This is a genomic window from Halomonas sp. DP3Y7-2, assembly GCF_019800795.1.
GTDB classification, from domain to species: Bacteria; Pseudomonadota; Gammaproteobacteria; order Pseudomonadales; family Halomonadaceae; genus Halomonas; species Halomonas litopenaei_A.
The window spans coordinates 122,609-143,806 of record NZ_JAHVKJ010000008.1 but is presented as its reverse complement, the minus strand read 5'-3'; the positions used below and the strand labels follow the sequence as shown (position 1 = coordinate 143,806).

The 21,198-nt window shown below is 62.6% G+C and carries 27 protein-coding genes; 15 read left to right on the top strand and 12 right to left on the bottom strand.

Features of this window, described 5'->3' with window-relative positions:
• Nucleotides 1-111: 111 nt before the first annotated feature.
• The 8 genes from hisG to KUV45_RS10445 all read right to left on the bottom strand — a co-directional run bounded on the left by hisG (nt 112) and on the right by KUV45_RS10445 (nt 5,716).
• On the bottom strand, nt 112-762 hold the full coding sequence (hisG, locus tag KUV45_RS10480) for an ATP phosphoribosyltransferase (RefSeq protein WP_206937245.1): 651 nt from the start codon (nt 760-762) through the stop codon (nt 112-114).
• A 75-nt stretch (nt 763-837) separates the two neighbouring features.
• Nucleotides 838-2,100, bottom strand: coding sequence for a UDP-N-acetylglucosamine 1-carboxyvinyltransferase (gene murA, locus KUV45_RS10475; protein ID WP_222163000.1), 1,263 nt, complete (start codon nt 2,098-2,100; stop codon nt 838-840).
• 13 nt (nt 2,101-2,113) lie between these two features.
• Entirely contained in the window at nt 2,114-2,368 is a 255-nt protein-coding gene (locus tag KUV45_RS10470; RefSeq protein ID WP_206937239.1) for a BolA family protein, read from the bottom strand.
• Between the two features lie 261 nt (nt 2,369-2,629).
• Complete coding sequence (locus KUV45_RS10465) at nt 2,630-2,965, bottom strand: lipid asymmetry maintenance protein MlaB (protein ID WP_222162999.1); 336 nt, start codon at nt 2,963-2,965, stop codon at nt 2,630-2,632.
• Nucleotides 2,962-3,612, bottom strand: coding sequence for a phospholipid-binding protein MlaC (locus KUV45_RS10460; RefSeq protein WP_222162998.1), 651 nt, complete (start codon nt 3,610-3,612; stop codon nt 2,962-2,964). Before KUV45_RS10460 ends, KUV45_RS10465 begins: the two co-directional genes overlap by 4 nt.
• A 33-nt stretch (nt 3,613-3,645) precedes the next feature.
• Nucleotides 3,646-4,110 carry an outer membrane lipid asymmetry maintenance protein MlaD gene (gene mlaD, locus KUV45_RS10455; protein WP_206937232.1) on the bottom strand — a complete coding sequence of 155 codons (465 nt, stop codon included), beginning with the start codon at nt 4,108-4,110 and terminating at the stop codon, nt 3,646-3,648.
• Nucleotides 4,111-4,127: 17 nt separating this feature from the next.
• The gene (gene mlaE / locus KUV45_RS10450) at nt 4,128-4,910 is read right to left on the bottom strand and encodes a lipid asymmetry maintenance ABC transporter permease subunit MlaE (protein ID WP_206937228.1); all 783 of its coding nucleotides are present in this window, start codon (nt 4,908-4,910) and stop codon (nt 4,128-4,130) included.
• Complete coding sequence (locus KUV45_RS10445; RefSeq protein WP_206937225.1) at nt 4,907-5,716, bottom strand: ABC transporter ATP-binding protein; 810 nt, start codon at nt 5,714-5,716, stop codon at nt 4,907-4,909. The genes mlaE and KUV45_RS10445 overlap by 4 nt, the downstream gene beginning before the upstream one ends.
• 247 nt (nt 5,717-5,963) lie before the next feature.
• Here KUV45_RS10445 and KUV45_RS10440 point away from each other — a divergent pair, with 247 nt between their 5' ends.
• From KUV45_RS10440 to bioA, 13 genes are all read left to right on the top strand, one after another.
• Nucleotides 5,964-6,905 carry a calcium/sodium antiporter gene (locus KUV45_RS10440; protein WP_222162997.1) on the top strand — a complete coding sequence of 314 codons (942 nt, stop codon included), beginning with the start codon at nt 5,964-5,966 and terminating at the stop codon, nt 6,903-6,905.
• Between the two features lie 33 nt (nt 6,906-6,938).
• On the top strand, nt 6,939-7,946 hold the full coding sequence (locus tag KUV45_RS10435) for a KpsF/GutQ family sugar-phosphate isomerase (RefSeq protein ID WP_374107028.1): 1,008 nt from the start codon (nt 6,939-6,941) through the stop codon (nt 7,944-7,946).
• Between the two features lie 84 nt (nt 7,947-8,030).
• Nucleotides 8,031-8,597: an HAD family hydrolase gene (locus KUV45_RS10430; protein WP_206937209.1), complete on the top strand. Its 567-nt coding sequence runs from the start codon at nt 8,031-8,033 to the stop codon at nt 8,595-8,597.
• Nucleotides 8,594-9,169: an LPS export ABC transporter periplasmic protein LptC gene (gene lptC, locus KUV45_RS10425; protein WP_222162996.1), complete on the top strand. Its 576-nt coding sequence runs from the start codon at nt 8,594-8,596 to the stop codon at nt 9,167-9,169. Before KUV45_RS10430 ends, lptC begins: the two co-directional genes overlap by 4 nt.
• A gap of 44 nt (nt 9,170-9,213) precedes the next feature.
• The gene (lptA, locus tag KUV45_RS10420; RefSeq protein WP_206937203.1) at nt 9,214-9,744 is read left to right on the top strand and encodes a lipopolysaccharide transport periplasmic protein LptA; all 531 of its coding nucleotides are present in this window, start codon (nt 9,214-9,216) and stop codon (nt 9,742-9,744) included.
• Nucleotides 9,744-10,469 (top strand): LPS export ABC transporter ATP-binding protein, encoded by a 726-nt coding sequence (lptB, locus tag KUV45_RS10415; protein WP_206937201.1) that lies wholly within the window; start codon nt 9,744-9,746, stop codon nt 10,467-10,469. Before lptA ends, lptB begins: the two co-directional genes overlap by 1 nt.
• 192 nt (nt 10,470-10,661) lie before the next feature.
• Nucleotides 10,662-12,074, top strand: a complete 1,413-nt coding sequence (locus KUV45_RS10410; protein ID WP_222162995.1) for an RNA polymerase factor sigma-54 — start codon at nt 10,662-10,664, stop codon at nt 12,072-12,074.
• Between the two features lie 180 nt (nt 12,075-12,254).
• The gene (hpf, locus tag KUV45_RS10405; protein WP_206937196.1) at nt 12,255-12,563 is read left to right on the top strand and encodes a ribosome hibernation-promoting factor, HPF/YfiA family; all 309 of its coding nucleotides are present in this window, start codon (nt 12,255-12,257) and stop codon (nt 12,561-12,563) included.
• Between the two features lie 6 nt (nt 12,564-12,569).
• Nucleotides 12,570-13,052: a PTS IIA-like nitrogen regulatory protein PtsN gene (gene ptsN, locus KUV45_RS10400; RefSeq protein ID WP_222162994.1), complete on the top strand. Its 483-nt coding sequence runs from the start codon at nt 12,570-12,572 to the stop codon at nt 13,050-13,052.
• Between the two features lie 253 nt (nt 13,053-13,305).
• The gene (gene rapZ, locus KUV45_RS10395) at nt 13,306-14,187 is read left to right on the top strand and encodes an RNase adapter RapZ (protein ID WP_222162993.1); all 882 of its coding nucleotides are present in this window, start codon (nt 13,306-13,308) and stop codon (nt 14,185-14,187) included.
• 2 nt (nt 14,188-14,189) lie between these two features.
• Nucleotides 14,190-14,459: an HPr family phosphocarrier protein gene (locus KUV45_RS10390; RefSeq protein ID WP_222163229.1), complete on the top strand. Its 270-nt coding sequence runs from the start codon at nt 14,190-14,192 to the stop codon at nt 14,457-14,459.
• A gap of 63 nt (nt 14,460-14,522) precedes the next feature.
• Entirely contained in the window at nt 14,523-15,047 is a 525-nt protein-coding gene (locus tag KUV45_RS10385) for a hypothetical protein (protein ID WP_206937188.1), read from the top strand.
• 95 nt (nt 15,048-15,142) lie between these two features.
• A complete protein-coding gene (bioA, locus tag KUV45_RS10380) occupies nt 15,143-16,417 on the top strand; it encodes an adenosylmethionine--8-amino-7-oxononanoate transaminase (RefSeq protein WP_222162992.1) in 1,275 nt (424 codons plus the stop codon).
• A 27-nt stretch (nt 16,418-16,444) separates the two neighbouring features.
• Here bioA and KUV45_RS10375 read toward each other — a convergent pair whose 3' ends face one another.
• From KUV45_RS10375 to KUV45_RS10360, 4 genes are read right to left on the bottom strand one after another with little or no spacing between them, the layout of a single operon-like run.
• Entirely contained in the window at nt 16,445-17,872 is a 1,428-nt protein-coding gene (locus KUV45_RS10375) for a 4Fe-4S binding protein (RefSeq protein WP_222163228.1), read from the bottom strand.
• Between the two features lie 2 nt (nt 17,873-17,874).
• Complete coding sequence (locus KUV45_RS10370; protein WP_222162991.1) at nt 17,875-18,714, bottom strand: FTR1 family protein; 840 nt, start codon at nt 18,712-18,714, stop codon at nt 17,875-17,877.
• Nucleotides 18,711-19,109, bottom strand: coding sequence for a cupredoxin domain-containing protein (locus KUV45_RS10365; RefSeq protein WP_224852041.1), 399 nt, complete (start codon nt 19,107-19,109; stop codon nt 18,711-18,713). Before KUV45_RS10365 ends, KUV45_RS10370 begins: the two co-directional genes overlap by 4 nt.
• A gap of 16 nt (nt 19,110-19,125) precedes the next feature.
• Nucleotides 19,126-19,665, bottom strand: coding sequence for an iron transporter (locus KUV45_RS10360; protein WP_222162990.1), 540 nt, complete (start codon nt 19,663-19,665; stop codon nt 19,126-19,128).
• Nucleotides 19,666-19,866: 201 nt separating this feature from the next.
• Here KUV45_RS10360 and KUV45_RS10355 point away from each other — a divergent pair, with 201 nt between their 5' ends.
• Entirely contained in the window at nt 19,867-20,172 is a 306-nt protein-coding gene (locus KUV45_RS10355) for a helix-turn-helix domain-containing protein (RefSeq protein ID WP_206937177.1), read from the top strand.
• Nucleotides 20,173-20,253: 81 nt separating this feature from the next.
• Nucleotides 20,254-21,159, top strand: coding sequence for a cation diffusion facilitator family transporter (locus tag KUV45_RS10350; RefSeq protein WP_222162989.1), 906 nt, complete (start codon nt 20,254-20,256; stop codon nt 21,157-21,159).
• Nucleotides 21,160-21,198 lie beyond the last annotated feature (39 nt).

Here is a 21,198-nt window from a genome sequence, read left to right as displayed (position 1 = left end):
AGTCTTGTCCAACCACCTTCTCTCACCCGCCTTCGTGTCACGCTTTATCACGTCACTTGCCACCGTGTCAGCAGGGGCATACCACCTGATCCCGGCGCTCAAGCCCGCCGATCAGCCAGCGGCTTGCCGACGCGCGTCCACCGCATCACTCAGGCGCTTGATCAACGGCTTGATCCGATCATGCTTGATCGTCATCGAGGCCTGGTTCACCACCAAACGGGTGCTGATATGCGCCATCAGCTCCCTGGGCTCCATGCCGTTGGCACGCAGGGTATTGCCGGTATCGACGATATCGACGATTTCGTCGGCAAGGTTCATCAGCGGCGCCAGCTCCATCGCCCCGTAAAGCTTGATCACCTCTGCCTGGATACCCTGCTCGGCATAGTAACGTCGTGCCACATTGACGAATTTCGTCGCCACCCGGCGCCTGGCCCGAGCCGGCTCAGCCCCCTGGATGCCTGCCGTCATCAGCTTGCAGCGCGCAATGTTCAAGTCCAGCGGCTCGTACAACCCTTCAGCCCCATGCTCGAGCAGCACATCCTTGCCGGCGACGCCAAGGTCGGCAGCCCCAAGCTGGACATAGGTGGGCACGTCGGTGGCTCGAATCACCACCAGCTTGACGTCTGGCAGGTTGGTGTCGAACAACAGCTTACGGCTCTTGCGCAGGTCTTCCGCCGGACGAATGCCCGCATCGGCCAGCAACGGCAGGGTCTCGTCGAGGATGCGCCCCTTGGAGAGCGCCACTATCAATTGCTTACTCATGATCTCGCCCGGTTGTCGGGATGGATGTCGAGGTGGCGTGTCGCGCGTGGGGCGGGGGCGCCCCCGCCAACGCATTTAACCTGGAACGCGCTTGATGCGTGCACCCAGAAGATGCAGCTTTTCCTCGATGCACTCATAGCCGCGGTCGATGTGGTAGATCCGGTCCACCAGGGTCTCACCTTCTGCCATCATCGCAGCGATGACCAACGACGCCGAGGCGCGCAGGTCTGTGGCCATTACCGGGGCGCCAGACAGACGTTCGACGCCGGTGATCACCGCGGTATTTCCCTCAAGGGCGATGTTCGCGCCCATGCGGTTCAGTTCCTGTACGTGCATGAAGCGATTTTCAAAGATCGTCTCCACCACCCGCGAGGAACCCTCTGCAACGGCATTCATGGCCACGAACTGGGCCTGCATGTCGGTGGGAAAGGCCGGGTAAGGCGCGGTGCGGATATTGACGGCTCGCGGTCGCCGTCCTTCCATGTCCAGCTCGATCCAGTCGTCGCCGGTGGTGATCTTGGCACCGGCCTCTTCAAGCTTGGCCAGCACCGCCTCGAGGATGTCAGCACGGGTACGCCGGACCCTGACGCGACCTCGGCTCAACGCCGCTGCCACCAGGAAGGTTCCGGTCTCGATACGGTCAGGCATCACATCATGATGCGCCCCGTGCAAGCGCTCGACACCTTCGATCACGATGGTGTCGGTTCCATGACCGCGGATACGCGCACCCATCTTGATCAAGCACTCGGCAAGATCCACCACCTCGGGTTCCTTGGCGGCGTTCTCCAGAATGGTGGTACCTTCGGCCAGCGTCGCCGCCATCAACAGGTTCTCGGTGCCGGTGACGGTGACCACATCGAAAAAGATGGTGGCACCCTTCAACCGTCCATCACTACTGGCGCGAATGTAGCCGCCCTCGACCCGAATGTCGGCACCCATGGCTTCCAGGCCACGAATATGCAGATCCACCGGACGCGAGCCGATCGCACAGCCACCTGGCAGCGACACATCCGCCTTGCCGAAGTGGGCCAGTAGCGGACCCAGCACCAGAATCGATGCACGCATCTTCTTGACCAGCTCATAGGGCGCATGACAATCGCTGACCTGAGCCCCATTGAGCTGGATACACATCTTCTCGCCCATCACGGCCTGCACGCCCATATGGCCAAGCAGCTCGAGCGTGGTCGTGATGTCCTGAAGATGAGGAAGATTGCCGATGGTTACCGGCTCTTCGGAAAGCAAGGTGGCACACAGAATCGGCAGAGCCGCGTTCTTGGCACCGCTGGCCCAGACATCGCCCTCGGCGGGTCCGTTGCCGGTAATGATCAATTTGTCCATGCGGGCGCTACCATCAGGCTCCAGTGTTCTCAGCGGCCGATTGCCACTGGGAAGGGGTAAACGTCTTGATACTGACGGCGTGAAGGGCACCAGAGGCAATTTCCTCTGACAAGGCGCCGTAGATAACCTGCTGACGCTTGACCGGCGTCAGTCCGGCGAAGCGTTCGCCCACGGCGATGACCTGAAAGTTGCAGCCTTCACCTTGGATATGAAATTCGCAGCCGTCGACTCGGCTCTCGAGCAGCGCTTTAACGTCGCTGGGTTGCATGCCCCTGCTCCTTCAACTGGCGTAAGACACGGTGCGCCGACGAGGGTGCGCCGCGCCCGAAAAAACACAAAGGGCATATGGTAAAGAAAAGCGACGCGCTTGGCGATGACGTAGACACTTTCCCCAGGCTCGGTACTTGCCGCCGGCGGTCAAGCCGGCTACGGCACGACGGGGCCTGTCGCTGATGACTCCCGAAAGCAGCGCGCCCCCGAATACGCATCGCATTCGGGGGCGCGGCATGCACGATAGTGACGACAGCGGTCAGGCCCGTGCGCAGGTCGACGGCAACAGATCGTCGAGTCCCGCAAGCTCCGTCAACTGCCATAGCGGAGGCGACAGCTTGATGCTGTTCAACGACAGTCCTGCGCGACGCATGGTTCGCGCCCATTCGAGCATCATCGTCAGCGCGGCGCTGGACACGTGCTCGACCTCACTGAGGTCGAGACACACAGGGGAGCCCGGCGCCCGCTCTTCGAGCCACTCACGCCCTGCTTCCGCCATTTCGGCAGCGCCTTCGAAGTTGACCTTGCCGCAGACCCTCAGGGTGCCTTCGTCCTCAAGCAACCGGGCCGACGCCACTTCGATCAATACGCTCACGCACCACGCTCCAGCTCGTCGACACCCACGTCGGGGCTCCAGTTGTTGATGACCGCGTCGTAGTCGCGGTTGTACTGGCGCATCGCCTGGTCAAACTGATTGCGGAATGTCAGGCCCAGATTGATGCCATTGACGATCACATTGACCACCTGCCACTTGCCGTTGGACTGACGCAGCGTGTAGCTGACCGGGTACACCGTGCCATCGGTCGCTACCACCTCCATGTCGACGCTGGCCTGATCCTCGTAGCGAGCCGCCGACTGGTTGTCGAGCACCCGAATGGAGTCGTACTCGAACGTCACCAGGCCCTTGGCATAGGTATCCAGCAGCGTCTGCTTGAAGACGTCGACGAAGCGAGAGCGCTGCTGCGGGGTGGCGTTGTTGAAGTACCGCCCCATCACGCTGGCGCCGATGTAGCGAAAGTCGGCAACACCGCGCAGGCTATCGTCCACGACCTGCTTGAGCTCCTGAGGGTGCTCCATGTAATACGACTCACGGCCATCGATCTTGCCCATCAAGCCATCGATGCTGTCGCGAATCATTTGCTCGGGAGATTGCTGGGCCAGAGCGGGCAAGCTGACCAGCACCATCATCAGCGCTACCATCCAGCGCCGCAGCTGAACCATGGCGTGCAGAGAACGGGTCATTGAAGCCTCCTTGTCAGTCCGGAAACTGCCGGATCAGTCTTTCGTCAGGTTGGACACGAATTGCTGTATGAGTTCCTCTAGCACCAGCGCGGACTGAGTGTCTCGCACGACACCGCCGTCCTCGATCATCTCCGGCGATCCGCCGACGGACAAACCGATGTACTGCTCGCCCAGCAGGCCGGACGTCAAGATGGCGGCCGTGCTGTCGTCCGGCAGCATGCCGGAAAGTTCGTTATCGAGAGACATCACGACTTCGGCGTCATACCACTCGGTATTCAGGTCAATGCTCTCGACCCGACCCACGGTAACGCCCGCCATGGTCACCCGCGCCCGCGGCTTGAGACCGCCGATGTTGGCGAAGTTGGCACGTAGCTCGAAGGTGTCGTCGGCGCGCTGCAGGTCGAGCCCGCTGACCTTGAGCCCCAGGAACACCAGGCCCAATATGCCGGCCAGCATGAACAGGCCAACACTCAATTCCATTGTCTTGCTGCGCTTCATGGGCAGTCTCCGAAAAATCAGGAAAGCCCGCCGAACATCACGGCGGTCAACACGAAATCCAAGCCCAGTACGGCCAGGGAGGAATACACTACGGTCCGGGTGGTCGCCCGCGAGATACCTTCGGAGGTCGGGATCAGGTCGTAACCCTGAAACACGGCGATCCAGGTCACGACCAAGGCAAACATCAGGCTCTTGACGATGCCGTTGCCAATGTCGTTGAAGAACCCGACGCTGGCCTGCATGTTGCCCCAATAGGAGCCCTCGAACACCCCCAGCCACTCGACGCCGACAAGATAACCGCCATAGATGCCCACTACGCTGAAACCGATGGTCAACAGCGGCAGCGAGACAAAGCCAGCCCACAGTCTGGGCGCCACAATTCTACGCAGCGGATCGACGCCGATCATTTCCATGCTGGTCAGCTGCTCAGTGGCTTTCATCAGGCCAATCTCGGCGGTCAACGCTGACCCCGCGCGTCCCGCAAACAGCAGTGCCGCCACCACCGGCGCCAGCTCGCGAAGCAAGGCCAGGGACACCATCTGCCCCAGCGCATCCGCCGCGCCAAAGTCGACCAGAATGGTGTAGCCCTGCAGCGCCAGCACCATGCCGATAAACAGGCCAGATACCAGAATGATCGCCAGCGACAGCACACCGACCATGTAGACCTGGGCAATCCACAGACTGATGCCCCCCATGGTGGGACGGCCAAACATCGATTGCGCTAGAAATAGCCCTGCCCGGCCCACTGCCTCGAGCAGGTCACAGCCACGCCGCCCAAGGCGACTGATCCGCTCGATCATGCTTCCTCCTGCCCCAGAATATCGTCATAGAAATCATTGGCCGGATAATGGAACGGGACAGGCCCATCCGGCTCACCATGCACAAACTGGCTGACGCGGGGGTCCTGCTCGACGTCCAGAGAAGCGGGCGTACCGTGGGCCATGACTCTTCCGTCCGCTACCACATAGACATAATCGGCAATGGACAAGGTCTCCTTGATATCATGGGAGACCACCACCGAGGTCAAGCCCAGCGCCTGGTTGAGACGACGAATAAGCTGAACCAGCACACCCATCGAGATCGGATCCTGACCGACGAATGGCTCGTCATACAGAATCAGCTCGGGGTCGAGGGCCACCGCACGCGCCAGCGCCACTCGCCGCGTCATCCCGCCAGACAGCTCCGAAGGCATCAGATCGCGAGCACCACGCAGCCCGACCGCTTCGAGCTTCATCAGCACCACATCGCGCACCATGCTCTCCGGAAGATCCGTATGCACGCGCAGCGGAAACGCCACGTTCTCGAACACGCTAAGGTCGGAGAACAGCGCACCGCTCTGGAACAGCATGCCCATGCGTCGCCGCATCTGGAACAGATCCTTGCGCGACAGTCGGTGCACATCGTGCCCGTCGATCAGCACCCTGCCAGCGCTCGGCGCCAGCTGCCCGCCGATCAACTTCAGCAGAGTGGTCTTGCCGGTACCACTGGGGCCCATGATGGCCGTGATCTTGCCGCGGGGAATGGAGAGATCCACGCCACGAAAGATATCTCTATCGCCGCGCGTGAAATGCAGGTTCTCCACCTCCACCAAGGAGGAAGCCGTCATCGCAGTCCCCAAACAATGATGGTCGCCATGAAACAAACGCCGTTGCCTCGCTCGCTGCAAAACGCAGACGGGCTCCGCCACGACCATGGAACCAGGAAACATGATAGAGCGCGTTGCCATGCGCTCGGTTTTCGAACATCGTATCTTAACTGAAACATGCCACGCCAGTGCAGCGGCTGCGCGCTTGCGCGCAGGATGTTGGCAGGGTTCAATGGGCGCCCTCGATATTCACCATCAGGTTGTCCGCATGTTGTTACCGCTCGTCGCTGTCGCTCTTGGTCTTGTTGGCCTGCTATGGAGCGCCGATCGCTTCGTTGGCGCGGCCGCTGCAACCGCGTATCGCGCCGGCATGAGCATCATGCTGGTCGGCATGACCATCGTTTCCATCGGCACCTCCGCCCCGGAGATCGTCGTGTCGGTGATGGCATCCCTGGATGGCACGCCTGACCTTGCTACCGGCAATGCGCTGGGCTCCAACATCGCCAACATCGCGCTGGTACTGGGCGTGACCGCCCTGGTCGTACCGATTCCGGTGCGTTTCAGCATCGTTCGTCGCGAACTGCCACTACTGCTAGGCGCGACCGGACTGGCCGGCTATGCCCTGGCCGATGGCCAGCTGAACAGCGTCGACGCGGCCCTGCTGCTGGCCCTGCTGGTGTTCAGCATCTGGTGGCTGTTTCGCGCAGACGAAGGGCAACAGGAGGTCGCCGGCGAGATCCCCGGCATGGCGCTGGGCAAGGCCCTTGTCTGGCTGGTCGTGACCCTTGCGGTGATGATCGCCAGCTCCCGCGGGCTGGTCTGGGGCGCAACCGAGCTGGCACGCTCCTTCGGGGTGAGCGAGCTGGTCATTGGCCTGACCGTCGTCGCTATCGGCACCAGCCTGCCCGAGCTTGCCGCCTGTGTTGCCAGCGCCCTGAAGCGTCACCACGATCTCGCCATCGGCAATGTCATCGGCTCCAACCTGTTCAACATGCTGGCCGTGCTGCCCGTACCTGGCTTGCTGGCACCGGGGGCCACCGACCCTGATGCCGCGGGGCGCGACTTTCCGGTCATGCTCGGCCTGACGCTGGCGCTGGCGGCCATCCTGCTGTGGCAGCGCCGCGGGCGCGTCGGACGCATCGTCGGCGCGCTGCTGGCAGCCAGCTACGCCTTCTATCTGTTCTGGCTGGGTACCTCCCTGACAGCCTGACCCTTGTGACAACGGTGGTAAACGGCAACAATCATGGCCATGACCAAATTTCCCGACGGGGCGTCGCCCTCGACACCCATCAATGTTCGCGCTATCGCCCGACGCACGCTGGAACTGGAGCGCGACGCGGTCGATGCGTTGATTCAGCGCCTCGATGAGGCCTTTGAGCGCGCCTGCACGCTGATCCTGGCCTGCCAAGGACGGGTGGTGGTGACAGGCATGGGCAAATCCGGCCACATCGGCGGCAAGATTGCCGCCACTCTGGCCAGCACCGGCACCCCGGCGTTCTTTGTTCATCCCGGTGAAGCCAGCCATGGCGACCTTGGCATGATCACCCCAGGTGACGTGGTCCTGGCGCTGTCCAATTCCGGCGAGACTGCCGAAGTTACCGCCTTGCTGCCTCTATTGAAGCGTATGGGCATTCCGCTGATCAGCATGACCGGCAGGCCCGGGTCGACCCTGGCGCGCCACGCCGAGGCCCATCTGGATGCCGGCGTCGAACGCGAGGCCTGCCCGCTCGACCTCGCCCCCACATCCTCTACCACGGCAGCGCTTGCCCTGGGTGACGCCCTGGCCGTCGCACTGCTTGAATCCCGCGGCTTTACCGCGGAAGACTTCGCGCTGTCCCATCCCGGCGGCAGCCTGGGCAAACGCCTGCTGCTGACGGTGGCAGACCTGATGCATACCGGCGACAGACTTCCCGTCGTGGCGACTGGCTCACCGCTCAGAGATGCTCTGCTCGAGATCACCCGCCAGGGCCTCGGTTTCACCTGCGTAGTGGCCGATGACGGTACCCTGGCGGGCGTCTATACCGATGGCGACCTGCGCCGAACCCTTGACCGCCACCAGGATTTCAGCACCCTGAGCGTGGACGATGTCATGACCAGTCCCGGACGGCGCATCCGTCCCGACACCCTGGCGGCGGAAGCCGTCAAACTGATGGAAGACAGTCGCATCACCGCTCTGGCGGTAGTGGATGACCAGCAGCGCCCGGTTGGCGCGCTACACATGCATGACCTGCTGGCAGCAGGTGTCATTTGACGCCTGGCCTGACGGCACTCCGGGCGCTACAGCCGGGCAGCTGCCGTCACACCTTCTGCCCACTCAACATCAAGGATCGCCATGATGGCCCACGACCCACTTGCCTCACTCTCCCCTGACCTGGTGCAACGACTTGGCCGCGTGAAGCTGCTGGCGCTGGATGTGGACGGCGTGCTGACCGATGGGCAGCTTATCTTCCATGCCGACGGTACGGAATTGAAGGCCTTCAACACCCTCGATGGCCACGGTATCAAGCTGGCCAGGCGCGCGGGAATCGACGTCGCCCTGATCACCGGGCGTAGCTCACCCATGGTCTCCCAGCGCGCCAAGGCGCTGGGCATCCAGCACGTCCAGCAAGGTGTCGAACGCAAGCTACCGGCGCTGGAATCGCTGTGCGCCGAGCTGTCGCTGTCACTGGAAGAGGTGGCCTATTGTGGAGACGACCTGCCCGACCTGCCGTGCATTGACCGCTGTGGCGTGGGCATCAGCGTGCCAGGCGCCCCGTTCTACATTCGCGAACGCGCCCGCTGGGTCACCGAGCGCGACGGCGGTCATGGCGCAGTGCGGGACATCACGGATACCTTGCTGGCTGCCCAGGGCCGCCTCGACGGCGTGGTGGACAGCTATCTGAAGGACGGACCCCTGATATGACATGGCGCTCACTGCGGCCCGGCTTCCGTTTCTGGCTGGTCATCCTGCTGCTGGTGCTGGGCGGCGGACTGGCCCTGCTCGACCCGCGGGACGGCACTGTGCCCGACCTGATCACCGACGATCAGGCCGGCGAGCCGGACTACTACCTGATCGATGCCACCCTGACGCGCTTCGACACCCAGGGTGCGCCCCATCAACGCATTACGACCCCGCGTCTGGTGCACACCCCGCTGGATGACATCACCCGCGTCGACCAACCTGACATGGAACTTGTCGATGACAGTGGCCGCCTGTGGATCGCCACTGCCACCGACGGCGAACTTGGCCCGGACGGCAACCCTCTGACACTGACCGGAGATGCCCACCTCGAGGCCCCTGCCGAGCGCTGGCAGCTGGATACCGAGGTGCTGGTCTATGACAGCGATTCAGGCCACGCCTGGAGTGAGACGCCTGCGGTATTGCGCCAGCCCCCCCAGGAAATGCGAGGCGAGCGCTTCGATGCCTGGATCCATGACAATACCGCCCGTCTGACCGACAATGTCAACGGCTATCATCCGCCAGAGCCTCAATAAGCCAGAGCCGCTCTCAGCCCGAGCTCTAACAAGGAGTCACTTCCATGATGCGTCCCCGTCCCGCGCTACTGCTCGCCCTGGCCCTGGGCCTGACGAGCGTCGCCACCAGCACCGTCACCCTGGCGCTGGAAAGCGACCGCAGCGCCCCCATTCAGGTAGAGGCCGACCAACTGGACCTGGATGACCGCGCAGGCACAGCGGTGTATACCGGCGATGTGCGTATTCAACAGGGCAGCATGCTGCTGACCGGTGAGCGTGTGGAAATTCAGCGCAACGACCAGGGTCAGCTGTCCCGCGCCACGGCGACTGGCTCCCGCGCCTACCTGGAGCAGCAGCCTTCGCCGGAAGAGCCGGTGGTCAAGGGCTGGGGCAAGAAGGTGGTCTACCATGTTGCCGAGCGCCGCATGGAACTCATCGACCAGGCGGAATTGCACAAGGCCAATGACACCTTCGACGGCGCCTACCTGGAGTACTTTCTGGATCGCCGCGTCGTCCAGGCTCGCTCCAGCGCACAGGGTGTCGACGGCCAGCAGCGCATTCGCATGACCCTCGAGCCGGAAAGCCAAGGAAACTGATGAAGACTCTCCACGCTCGCCATCTGGCCAAGAGCTACAAGAAGCGCCGCGTCGTCCAGGACATCAGCCTGTCCATCGAACAGGGCAGCATTGTGGGCCTGCTGGGCCCCAACGGCGCAGGCAAGACCACCTCCTTCTACATGATCGTCGGACTGGTCAGGGCGGATGCTGGCACCATCAGCATCGACGATGACGACCTGAGCCGCGCGGCCATGCACCAGCGGGCACTGGCGGGTATTGGCTACCTGCCACAGGAAGCCTCCATCTTCCGCAAGCTGTCCGTAGCCGACAACATCATGGCGATCCTCGAGACCCGCAAGGACCTCGACCGGGAAGGTCGCCAGGCGCGCCTTGAGCAACTGCTCGAAGACTTCCATGTCAGCCACATTCGCGACAACCCGGGCATGAGCCTGTCCGGCGGGGAAAGACGCCGGGTCGAGATCGCCCGAGCCCTGGCCACAGAACCCGCCTTCATTCTGCTCGACGAACCCTTTGCCGGGGTGGATCCGATCTCCGTCGGCGAGATCAAGTCGATCATTCGCCAGCTCAAGGCTCGTGATATCGGCGTCTTGATCACCGACCACAACGTGCGCGAGACGCTGGACATCTGTGACCGCGCCTACATTGTCGGCGACGGCCAGATCATCGCCGAAGGCAGTGCCGAGTCGATCCTTGCCAACCAGCGCGTCAAGGAAGTCTATCTCGGCGAAAACTTTCGCCTTTAGCCACCACGGGCGCTGCCGGGCCGCTATATTGGCAGGGTCTTCATGGCGCCCGCTCGACCTTGCACTGACGCGCATGCGGGGCATAGCAAGCCCTGCGCGCCACCCCCTGCCCACAAGTTGGCAAGAAGCTTGCATGGTACCTGACCCGCCGTTAGGGTAAGGCTTTTCAGCTCCACGAACGGAAGTCACATCATGGCCCTCAAGGCGTCACTGCAGCTGAAGATCGGCACCCAGCTGACCATGACCCCTCAGCTGCAACAGGCTATTGGCCTGCTCCAGCTTTCCACGCTGGACCTGCGCCAGGAAGTCCAGCAGGCGCTCGAGGCCAACCCGATGCTCGAGCTGGAGGATGAATTCGGCGAGCTGCAGGTCAAGGACAGCAAGGACGACGACTGGGCCGACGAGATCCCCTCCGAGCTAACGGTCGACAGCGACTGGTCCGATACCTATCAAGACCTTGGCACCGCCCCGGCCGGCAGCGCCGAGGCGCCTGACTTCGAGCGCCAGGCCAGCGGGCAATCCCTGCATGGCCACCTTAGCTGGCAGCTGGCCCTGCTGGACCTCAATGATAATGACAGGCGCATCGCAGAGTGCCTGATTGACGCGGTCAACGGCGATGGCTACCTGGTGGGACACCTTGACGATATCGCCCAGGGCCTGGCCGATGACGACGCTGCTGCCCCGCCCCTGCAGGACGTGGCGTCGGTACTGGCCAGGCTGCAGCAATTCGAACCTACCGGTGTATTTGCCCGAGACTTGCGCGAATGCCTGCAGCTGCAACTGGACAGCCTGCCCCGTGACACCCCCCTTCTGCCCCAGGCGGGAAGACTGGTACGCCAGTTTCTCGAGGCGCTGGCCAGCGGTGATCGTCGTCTGCTGAAGCGCCGCCTGAGCCTGACCGAAGAGCAGCTGGACGATGTCATCGAACTGATCCGTGGCCTCGACCCTAGGCCTGGCAGCCAGTACGGCGACAGCGACAACGACTATGTCATTCCCGATCTGGTGGTCCGCCACACCGAAGAAGGCTGGCGCGTCGAGCTGAACCCTGAGGCGATGCCACGCCTGCGCATTCAACCCGACTATGCGGCCTTGATCCGACGGGCCGACAAGAGCCAGGACAACCAGTTTCTGAAGGACCACCTGCAGGAGGCACGCTGGCTGATCAAGAGCCTGGCAAGCCGCAACGACACCCTGTTGAGGGTCGGACGCGAAATCATGGAGCGGCAGCTCGACTTCCTCGAGCAGGGTGAAGCCGCCATGAAACCACTGGTGTTGGCAGACATTGCGGCCAAGGTCGAGATGCACGAATCGACCATCTCACGGGTGACGACCCAGAAATTCGTGCATACGCCACGGGGAGTGTTCGAGCTCAAGTATTTCTTTTCCAGCCAGGTGGGCCAGGATGGGGATGCCCATTCCAGCACTGCCATACGCGCCATGATCAAGTCGCTGATCCAGCAGGAGCCGCCTCGCAAACCGCTGTCTGACAGCAAATTGGTGGAGCTGCTCGCCGAAGACGGTGTCAACGTCGCCCGACGCACCGTCGCCAAGTATCGAGAAGCGATGAATATTCCCTCTTCAAGCGAGCGCAAGCGCCTGCGCTGAGCCCGGTCAGATGGCTCGAGACAGGCAGCGAGCAGAGCGCGTAGCGCAGTTACATGAAAAGCGCAAGCGCTTGAAATATCGCACGACATCTGCGTCTTAATGCGTAGAAGCAGGGGGGTTTGCAGGATCGGAAAAAGGGTTACAATCGAGCTACCACCCGCAAGAGCAAGGAGCCTTGTCATGCAAGTCAACATTACCGGCCACCACGTCGAATTGACCGATCCCCTGCGTGACTACGTACAAGAGAAGCTCGCCCGTGTGGAGCGCCACTACGACAACATCACCAATGTGCAGGTCACCCTCTCGGTGGAGAAGGAGCGCCAACAGGCTGCCTGTACGCTTCACGCTGCCGGTGCAGACCTGCATGCAGAAGCCCAGGACGGCGACATGTACGCCGCCATCGACGCCCTTGCCGACAAGCTGGACCGCCAGCTCGTCAAGCACAAGGAAAAATCCCAAGCCCGCGCCCAAGGCGCCGGAATTCGCTGACCTCTCATGACATTGGATGCCATTCTCCCCCCCGAGCGCACGCTATTTGACGTCCCGGGGGGCAGCAAGAAGAGGGTGCTGGAATTTTTCAGCACCTTCATTGCGCAGAACACACCAAGCCTGGATAGCCAGGAAGTCTTCAGTCGCCTGATCGGCCGCGAACGTCTGGGTAGCACCGGCATCGGCAATGGCGTGGCCATTCCGCATGCTCGCAACCCGCACTGTAAGGCCCCTATCTCTGGCTTTCTCAAGCTGGCAGAGCCGATTGATTTCGACGCCATCGACGGCGAACCGGTGGACCTGGTATTTGTCTTGCTGGTGCCTGAGGAAGCGGATGATGCTCACCTTGCCCTGCTGGGACAGGTGGCCGGGGTCATGAATGACGCCGATACCCGACATCGCCTGCGCCACGCGACGTCCCAGCGCGAGCTGCACGAGCGCTTGCAGGAAGCGATTCGCCAGCAAGCCCCCGGCGACGCCACGACCTGACGGCACGCACCGAAAGCGCCTTGATCCTATGTCTTGATGGCGCACGCCTTGCCTGGCGCCTTGACGAATGGCGCCTCGCTAACAGGGGCCTCGCTGATGGGGAACTCGCTGATTAACCTCTAGCTGATTGCCATTTAGCTGATTACCATCTAGCTAGATAGCACGCTCTGATCGAGCGTGATCTGGCCGTCACCGCGCGGTGACCGCCTGACACCAACTGCCCTCTTATCGCCCCCTGCCAAGGAGACAGGACATGCAGCTCGTGATCATCAGTGGTCGCTCTGGCTCGGGAAAGTCCGTGGCGCTTCAGGCTCTCGAAGACCTGGGCTTCTATGCCATCGACAACTTGCCAGCGACGCTGCTGGGGTCACTGGTCGAAGAGCTGGAGAATGGACATTCACAGCGCATTGCCGTCAGTGTCGATGCGCGCAATCTGCCCGAGGCGCTGGAGCGTTTTCCCGCACAGCTGACGGCGCTGAAGCAAGGTCCCATCGACTGCCAGGTCGTCTACCTCACCAGCGACGCGCGGATTCTGCTGGAACGCTACTCCCATACTCGACGCCGTCACCCGCTGACCCGCAATACCGACATGACCCTGGCCGAGGCCATCGAGTCCGAGCAGAAGGCGTTGTCTGGCATTCGCGACCTGGCAGATCTGATCATCGACAGCTCCCGCCTGTCCGTACATGAGCTGCGTTCACGCATCGCCGAGCAGGTGGCCGATCATCGCAGCGGCCAGCTGAGCCTGACCATCGAGTCCTTTGGCTTCAAGCGTGGCGTGCCCCCCGACGCCGATATCGTGTTCGATGCACGCTGCCTGCCTAACCCCTACTGGGAGCCATCGCTGCGGGATGCCAACGGCTGCGATCAAAGCGTGATCGCCTTCCTTGAGCACTATCAAGACGTCGCCGACATGAAGCGCGACATCCTGACCTGGGTGCGCAACTGGCTGCCACGCTATCAGGCCAGCCAGCGCAGTTATCTGACGGTGGCCGTGGGCTGCACCGGGGGGCAGCATCGCTCGGTCTATCTGGCCGAGAGCATCGCCGCGGCGCTGGTCGACGACCACCCGAGAATACGCCTGCGCCACCGCGAGCTTGGCCAGCAACGTCGTCTGGACAGCGGGGCACAATGAGCGTGGCCAGACGCGAGCTGACCCTTACCAATCGCCGCGGGCTGCACGCTCGGGCGGCCACTCGCCTGGTCACCTGCTGTCAGGCGTTCGACGCCTCCGTGACCGTGCACCACGGTCAGCGCTGTGGGGATGCCGCCAACATCATGTCCCTGCTGATGCTGGCGGCCCCCTGCGGCACCGTGCTGACCCTGGAAGCAGAAGGTCCCGACGCCGATGCGGTGCTCGACGCCCTTGAGGCCTTGTTCGTCGCACGCTTCGACGAAGACGCCTGAGGCCCTCGGCCACTGCGCTGACCCTGCCCTACCCTTCGATTTCGCCTCGCTTCAAAGGACATCATGCAGCTTATCCAGACTGGCAAGTACACCGAGGTCCACTACGACCCGGACCAGGATGCCTTTATCAAGACCTTCACACCCAAGGCGAGCGATCGCTGGCGCTACCGCCTGGGCATTCGCCGCTACCCGGGACACAACTTTCGCTACGTAGCCCGTCGCCTGGAGCGCCTGGGAATCGACACGCCCACCATTCTTGACGCTCAGCGCTACCGTCTGGTCACCGCCAACGTCCATGGTGTGGCGCTGAAACAGTTAGTACTCGATGATCCCGCCTTGCAGGAGCGCTACCTGGACATCCTGGAAGCGCTGTATCGTGACCGCATTCACTGTCGAGGCCTGCATACCGACAACTTCCTGGTGGTCGACGGTACGATCATCGCCATCGATCTGGATGCCTACAAGGCCCCGCGCGTCTTCACCTATCCACGCCGGGAGTTCATCGACTGCCTCAGCCGGTCCCTCAAGAACGAGGAGTCCTTTCTGTTCGAGCGTTTCCTCAAGCGCGTCGACGCCCAGCATCCCTGAATAGCCTGACGGAGCCTACCCGGCTGGTGGGAGCCGCGGGAGCAATGGTAAACTCGCCGAAATATTTTTGGTTTACTAAACCCTCAGGAGCCGAGATGCCCTCTCCCGTCTGGCACCCCTACGCCCACCTCAAGACACAAGCCGCCGCACCCAGGGTGGTCGGCGGGCGCGGCACCCGCTTCACCCTGGACACCGGCGAATCTCTGCTCGACGCGACCTGCTCATGGTGGTGCATGATTCATGGCTACGGTCATCCGCGCCTGGTCGACGCCATCAAGCAACAGGCCGACACCCTGTGCCATGTCATGCTGGGCGGGCTGACCCACGATCCCGCCGATCAGCTGGCGCGGGAGCTGGTGCGACTCACACCTGACGGACTCGAGCACGTGTTCTTCTCCGATAGCGGTTCCGTCGGCATGGAAGTCGCCATGAAGATGGCCGTCCAGTACCACCATCTGCGTGGCCATACGGGCAAGCGCCGGATGCTGTCGCTGATGAAGGCCTACCACGGTGACACCGCCGGCTGCATGGCAGTGTGCGACCCGGAGGAAGGCATGCACTCGCTGTTTGCCGGCTACCTGCCCGAACACCACTTCGCGCCGGCACCCAAGGCGCCTTACGGCGCCACTGCGCAACAGGTCGAGGCGGATCTGGCGGCGCTACGCAGCGTGCTTGAGCAACACCACCACGAGATAGCCGCCCTGCTGATGGAACCCCTGCTGCAGGCGGCGGGTGGTCTCAACATGACGTCACCGCACTATCTGCGCGGCGCACGAGCGCTGTGTGACGAGTTTGATGTCCTGCTGGTGTTCGATGAAGTCGCCACCGGCTTTGGCCGCACCGGCAAGATGTTCGCCGCCGACCATGCCGATATCACGCCCGACATCATGGTGCTGTCCAAAGGCTTGACCGGCGGCTACCTGGGCCATGCCGCCACCCTGGCCACCACACGCGTCCATGACACCTTCATCGGTGACAGCCAGCTGCATGCCTTCATGCATGGCCCCACCTTCATGGGCAACCCGCTGGCCTGTCGGGTGGCCCTGGAGAGCCTGCGAGTGTTCGAGGAGGAGGACTACCTGGGCAAGATCTCGCGCCTCAATGCCATCCTGACCCGCGAGCTTGCCGGCGACGACAGTCTGCGCCAGCATCCTGCTGTCGCTGACGTGCGCGTGCTGGGAGCTACCGGAGTCATCGAAGTGTACGATGCCTCCGCTCTTGCCCATGCGGCTGACATCGCCCGCTCACGCGGAGTGTGGCTGCGCTCCTTCGGCCGATGGCTTTATACCATGCCCGCCTACATCACCTCCGACGAGGAGATGCGCCAGATCATCGACGCCATGAAGGCGCCCTTCCTGGATGCCGCCTAGTCCTGTCGCACTCCCGCGATAGCGGCATCACCAGCCCCAGAACAGCAACCACCAGGCGCCCACCACGGGCGCCTGGGCCAGCACCATCAGCCCCATCGCCAGGCCACGCCGCATGCCTGATACGTAACGCCCGAGCAGGCCCCAGCTCAAGCAAGCGCTGACCACCACCACAAGCGTCAACAGCAGCGCTCTCACATCATCGGCCCACAGCAGCTGCCAGCCATCCCCACGCAGCAGCGTCAGGGTGGTCATCGACAGCCCCAGAAACACACCTCCGCCGGCCAGAGGAATCAGCGCATAGGACAGGTGCCACAGGCGCCGCCAGGACCACCTGCCCAGCAGCAGATTGGCCAACCCCAGCAGCGCGCTTGTCCAGCCTCCCAGGGTTAGCGCCGTCACGCCGATATAGCCCAACAGCAGAGCGCCATCGAGCAGGCTGAACACATCGTGTTGCTCAGGGTAGTGAGTCAGCAGCCACCAGGGTGCCGTGGCATCCAGCAGCCAGCCCGCACCATGACCATAGAGCCACACCGCGCTCGATTGCTTGGCCGCCACGAACCAGGGACTCGCAGACCAATGGAAGGCACCCACCGCCACACCCAGCAGTCCAAACACCACCAGCAGGTACTCCCACACGGTGGCCGGCCGCTGGGGAGGGGGAGCAATCACCTCAGCCCCAGGGGCACGCAGCTCTAGATGAATCGCGCTCTTGTAGCCGGTGCAGCGTGAGCACAGATGGCAATCACTGGCGCTGTCCAGCTGCTTGAGTGGAAGCAGCACGGGACAGTCTGGAGCCGGTTGGCGAGCGACCTCGCCCCTGCGCCGTCTTTGGCCATAGCGGTGCCAGCTGGCTGGCTCGGTGCGAACGTGCAGTGGCGAGAGTTTGGCAAGCAGTGCAAAGACGCCGCTGACGGGACACAGATGACGACACCAGACACGCTTGCCCTTGCCGTAGACCACCCCCACCAGGGCGGCGGCTACGGTTGAGCCTCCCAGCACCAGCAGTGCCGCCTTCGGGTACTGGTAGACACTGATCAATTGGCCATACACGGTGGTCATGACAAAACCCACCAGGGGCCAGCCTCCCCAGCGCATCCAGCGCGGTATCGCACGCCCCAGACCCACGCGACTGGCCGCCTCCGATATCGCCCCTTCAGGGCACAGCAGGCCACACCACAGCCGCCCCGCAACGACCATGCTGACCATCACGAAGGGCCACCAGATACCCCAGAAGACAAATTCGGCGAACACGGTAAGGTGTCCCAGGATGCGGGACTGGTAGTCGGGCAACGGCAACAGGGGGGGTATCAGCAGCAACACTGCATAGAACAGCACGACGCTCCATTGCAGCCCCAGCACCGCTCGACGATGATCGGCCAGCCAATGTCCTAGCTGATCCAGGCGCGAGCGCTCATCGTCGCCGCGCTTTACTGATGCGGACAGACAGCGACGCATGCTCACGATGCCACCCGATCTCTGCTCTGCCTGCGCAGGGGAACATGCAGGTACATGATGACCAGCCACCAGTACGCGATGTAGCCGAACACTAGGGTGGAGGGCGGCCAGGCCCTATAGCCAGCGATGGAGGCTAACATCCCCCCTACTCCCTGACCGTCGTCCAGCCACTGACTGGTATCCCAGAGCGGATCCATGCCAGCGGGCAACCAGCCCAGATTGATCAACCCTTCCAGCGCCGACACCCAAAGACCGGCCGCCACCAGCAGCAACAATGCTTCGCTGATCACAAAATAGAGGCGCCAGGCAAAGCGCCGCGACGTCCATTGCAATGCCCAGAAACATAGCGCTGCCATCACCAGCCCCAGGCCGGCGGACAGGACAAAGTCCCAGCGCGTGCCCTGATGCCATTGCGCGACACCGATGCCATAGAGAAATACCAGTGTCTCGGCGCCTTCCCGGGCGACCGCCAGCGCCGCCAGGCTGGCGATACCCCACTGACGGACCGGTGCCAGGCAGCGCTGGGCGTCGCGCTCAAGTACCCCCTTGAGCTTCGCGCCATGACGCCGCATCCACGCCGCCATATGCACGATCAGAAGCGCCGCCACGGCCGACATGATCACCTGAAACAGCGTTTGGGCGTCTCCGCTCAGCACGTCGCCGACGCCCATCAAGGCCGCGCCTAACGAGATGGCCAGCGCGATGCCCAGCATGGCTCCCGCCCACAGCCACCTCAGGGCATCACGGCGCTCGGCGCAAACCAGCCAGGTGTAGAGGACACCCAGCACCAGAATGGCTTCCATGCTTTCACGAAACACCACCACGAAGGCCGCGCCATTCATGGTGCAGCCTGCTCATCTGGGGCAACCGCGATGATTTCGCCCTGCGCCTCGGGCAGGTGGAATTCATCGAAATACTCGTAGCGGCCTGGCTTGAGCGGATGGATGACCACAAAGGAGTGGACGCCAGGGCCCATCACCTTTTCCTGGCGCAAGCGACGACTTTCGAACTCGACCGGGGTGGCCCCGCTGTTGTGCAACTCCAGCTTGAACCGCTCCCCTGCCCTGACCAGCAACGGGGTAGGCTCGAGACGCCCGTCATCAAGCGTCAATCGATAGCTGGGCAGGCCCTCGGCCAGGCCCTCTCCCGCAACGGCCCACAGCGACATCAGCGACAGGGCCACCAACGGCCCTCTGACGAGGGCTTCCCCCAACGGTGAACGACGTAACAACAGCATGATGTGAGTTCCCTTCTCAGTATCCGCCCTTCTTGCCGACGCCGGCATAGACGAAGTCATACTCGACGTCGAAGGGCGCATACCAGGGCGCGACCCCGGTCTCCTTGTCCACGTGGCGCATCAACTCCGGGGCTTCCACGTGAAAGGTCAGGTGATAGGCTCCCGCGCCATCCAATGCCACATTGCTGCCATAATGAGTGCCGTCACTGGCAATCATCGGCATCAGTGATCCCTCCATCACGCTGTCGCTACCTTCCTTCTGCAGGCGATAGTCGATATGCAGAAAAGGGATCCATGCGCCGGGAGCAAAGCCATTGGCGTTATCTTCCAGGGCGTGAATATCCGCTTCGAGGTGAATATCGGCATCCCCGGCAACCAGCGCACCGGCCGGCTCCATGACGACTGGCTGCAGATACACCGCCGCCACCTCCATGCCGTTGATCAGGGCTGGCTCTCCGATGGGGTACTCGAGCGCGGAGGCGGACGAACAGACGGCAGCGAAAGCGACAGCCGCGACGAGGGAACAGGCTCGGGCAGGGAGCGCAAGTGGGAACATGACGAACCTCAAGGCGTAGATGACAGGGATGGATCACCTCGGGACCTTCATTTACGAATGATTATCCCTTGGCGCCGTGCCACTGTACGTCGGGCCCTGTCGTCAACTACTGACGTGCGTCAAACTAGACGTGACGACTTGCACCACACCTACGATTGGGTAACGCTTACTCACCTTTAAGTGATATCAGGCAGACACTCCATGGCGACTCTGAGCAAGACCCGCACCAGCTTCTACCGTCGGCTATATGTCGCCCACCTCATCGCCAGCGGCGTCGATACGGTTCCCGCCATCACGACAGCGACCGGCATGCCACGTCGCACCGCTCAGGACACCCTGTCCGCACTGGAAGAGCTGGACATCGAATGCCACTTCGAGCATGAACAAGGCAAACCCCACAATATCGGCCATTACCGCATCGTCGACTGGGGCCCCATCGACGCGACCTGGCTAGCCTCACACGCCGAGCGGCTGCGCCAGACGCTCGGCTACCCGGCAATGAGCTGACCCACCCCACTCTGTAGCCGGCGTCATCCTGGCACTCCTCTTACGTTCTTGACCCAGTCTTACTTGACGGTACTTCACATCATGGATGCCAGACTTGAGCAGCGGGCGCTGACCCTCTCGATCATCACGACCCTCGGTGTGGCCCTGCTTGGGGTCATCTTTGGCCTTCTGGCCGGCTCACAAGCGATCTTGTTCGACGGGGTCTTCTCGACCATCGACGCCGCCATGTCGACCTTGGCCCTGGCGGTGTCACGGCTGGTCATGCGTGAAGCGACACAGCGCTTCCAGCATGGCTTCTGGCACTTTGAGCCCATGGTCGCTGCGCTGAATGGCGCGATTCTGCTGCTACTTTGTTTTTATGCGTTTCTCAACGCCCTACGCGAGCTGCTCAGCGGGGGACACGCCCTGGCCTTCGGCGCGGCGACGCTTTACGCCGTGGCGGTACTGGTCATCTGTAGCACCATGGCCATCTACCTGAAGAGGATCAATCGCCGGGCGAGATCGGAATTTCTGCGTATTGATCAAAAGAACTGGCTGATGGCGGCACTGATTACCGGGGCGCTGCTGGTCGCCTTCGTGATCGCGTTGTTGCTGGAGGGCAGCGCGCTGGACCACTGGACGCCCTACGTCGACTCCGCATTACTTGTGGTGCTGACCCTGGTCTTCATCCCGGTGCCGATCGGTATCATCCGTCGTGCCGCCAAGGACATTTTCCTGATGGCACCCAGCGCGATCGATCGTGAAGTCCACGCCGCCATGGCCGAGGTCATGCAGCGAGAAGGGCTTAGCCACTACTACAGCCATGTGGCGAAGAGTGGCCGAGGCCACCGCATTGAAATCCATATTGTCACCGCGCCCCACTTTGCCAGCGGGCGCGGTATGGTCGAGATGGACGAGATTCGCGAGGATATCTCGCGCCGACTCAGCATTCCGCCGGAGCGACGCTGGTTTATCGTGGCCTTTACCGCTGAGGAGCGCTGGGCATAGCGCTTCATCATACTCTGAGCCAGCGTGAAAGCTGGGTGG

Coding starts and splice junctions, on each gene's coding strand:
- KUV45_RS10375 (WP_222163228.1), bottom strand. CDS start 17,872: ATGCGTCGCTGTCTGTCCGCATCAGTAAAGCGCGGCGACGATGAGCGC.
- KUV45_RS10445 (WP_206937225.1), bottom strand. CDS start 5,716: ATGACGGCTTCCTCCTTGGTGGAGGTGGAGAACCTGCATTTCACGCGC.
- KUV45_RS10470 (WP_206937239.1), bottom strand. CDS start 2,368: ATGCAACCCAGCGACGTTAAAGCGCTGCTCGAGAGCCGAGTCGACGGC.
- lptB (WP_206937201.1), top strand. CDS start 9,744: ATGAAGACTCTCCACGCTCGCCATCTGGCCAAGAGCTACAAGAAGCGC.
- ptsN (WP_222162994.1), top strand. CDS start 12,570: ATGACATTGGATGCCATTCTCCCCCCCGAGCGCACGCTATTTGACGTC.
- KUV45_RS10360 (WP_222162990.1), bottom strand. CDS start 19,665: ATGTTCCCACTTGCGCTCCCTGCCCGAGCCTGTTCCCTCGTCGCGGCT.
- mlaD (WP_206937232.1), bottom strand. CDS start 4,110: ATGAAGCGCAGCAAGACAATGGAATTGAGTGTTGGCCTGTTCATGCTG.
- lptC (WP_222162996.1), top strand. CDS start 8,594: ATGACATGGCGCTCACTGCGGCCCGGCTTCCGTTTCTGGCTGGTCATC.
- KUV45_RS10430 (WP_206937209.1), top strand. CDS start 8,031: ATGGCCCACGACCCACTTGCCTCACTCTCCCCTGACCTGGTGCAACGA.
- KUV45_RS10370 (WP_222162991.1), bottom strand. CDS start 18,714: ATGAATGGCGCGGCCTTCGTGGTGGTGTTTCGTGAAAGCATGGAAGCC.
- KUV45_RS10385 (WP_206937188.1), top strand. CDS start 14,523: ATGCAGCTTATCCAGACTGGCAAGTACACCGAGGTCCACTACGACCCG.
- KUV45_RS10410 (WP_222162995.1), top strand. CDS start 10,662: ATGGCCCTCAAGGCGTCACTGCAGCTGAAGATCGGCACCCAGCTGACC.
- KUV45_RS10460 (WP_222162998.1), bottom strand. CDS start 3,612: ATGACCCGTTCTCTGCACGCCATGGTTCAGCTGCGGCGCTGGATGGTA.
- hpf (WP_206937196.1), top strand. CDS start 12,255: ATGCAAGTCAACATTACCGGCCACCACGTCGAATTGACCGATCCCCTG.
- KUV45_RS10435 (WP_374107028.1), top strand. CDS start 6,939: ATGGCCATGACCAAATTTCCCGACGGGGCGTCGCCCTCGACACCCATC.
- KUV45_RS10355 (WP_206937177.1), top strand. CDS start 19,867: ATGGCGACTCTGAGCAAGACCCGCACCAGCTTCTACCGTCGGCTATAT.
- KUV45_RS10365 (WP_224852041.1), bottom strand. CDS start 19,109: ATGCTGTTGTTACGTCGTTCACCGTTGGGGGAAGCCCTCGTCAGAGGG.
- mlaE (WP_206937228.1), bottom strand. CDS start 4,910: ATGATCGAGCGGATCAGTCGCCTTGGGCGGCGTGGCTGTGACCTGCTC.
- lptA (WP_206937203.1), top strand. CDS start 9,214: ATGATGCGTCCCCGTCCCGCGCTACTGCTCGCCCTGGCCCTGGGCCTG.
- murA (WP_222163000.1), bottom strand. CDS start 2,100: ATGGACAAATTGATCATTACCGGCAACGGACCCGCCGAGGGCGATGTC.
- KUV45_RS10350 (WP_222162989.1), top strand. CDS start 20,254: ATGGATGCCAGACTTGAGCAGCGGGCGCTGACCCTCTCGATCATCACG.
- hisG (WP_206937245.1), bottom strand. CDS start 762: ATGAGTAAGCAATTGATAGTGGCGCTCTCCAAGGGGCGCATCCTCGAC.
- KUV45_RS10440 (WP_222162997.1), top strand. CDS start 5,964: ATGTTGTTACCGCTCGTCGCTGTCGCTCTTGGTCTTGTTGGCCTGCTA.
- rapZ (WP_222162993.1), top strand. CDS start 13,306: ATGCAGCTCGTGATCATCAGTGGTCGCTCTGGCTCGGGAAAGTCCGTG.
- bioA (WP_222162992.1), top strand. CDS start 15,143: ATGCCCTCTCCCGTCTGGCACCCCTACGCCCACCTCAAGACACAAGCC.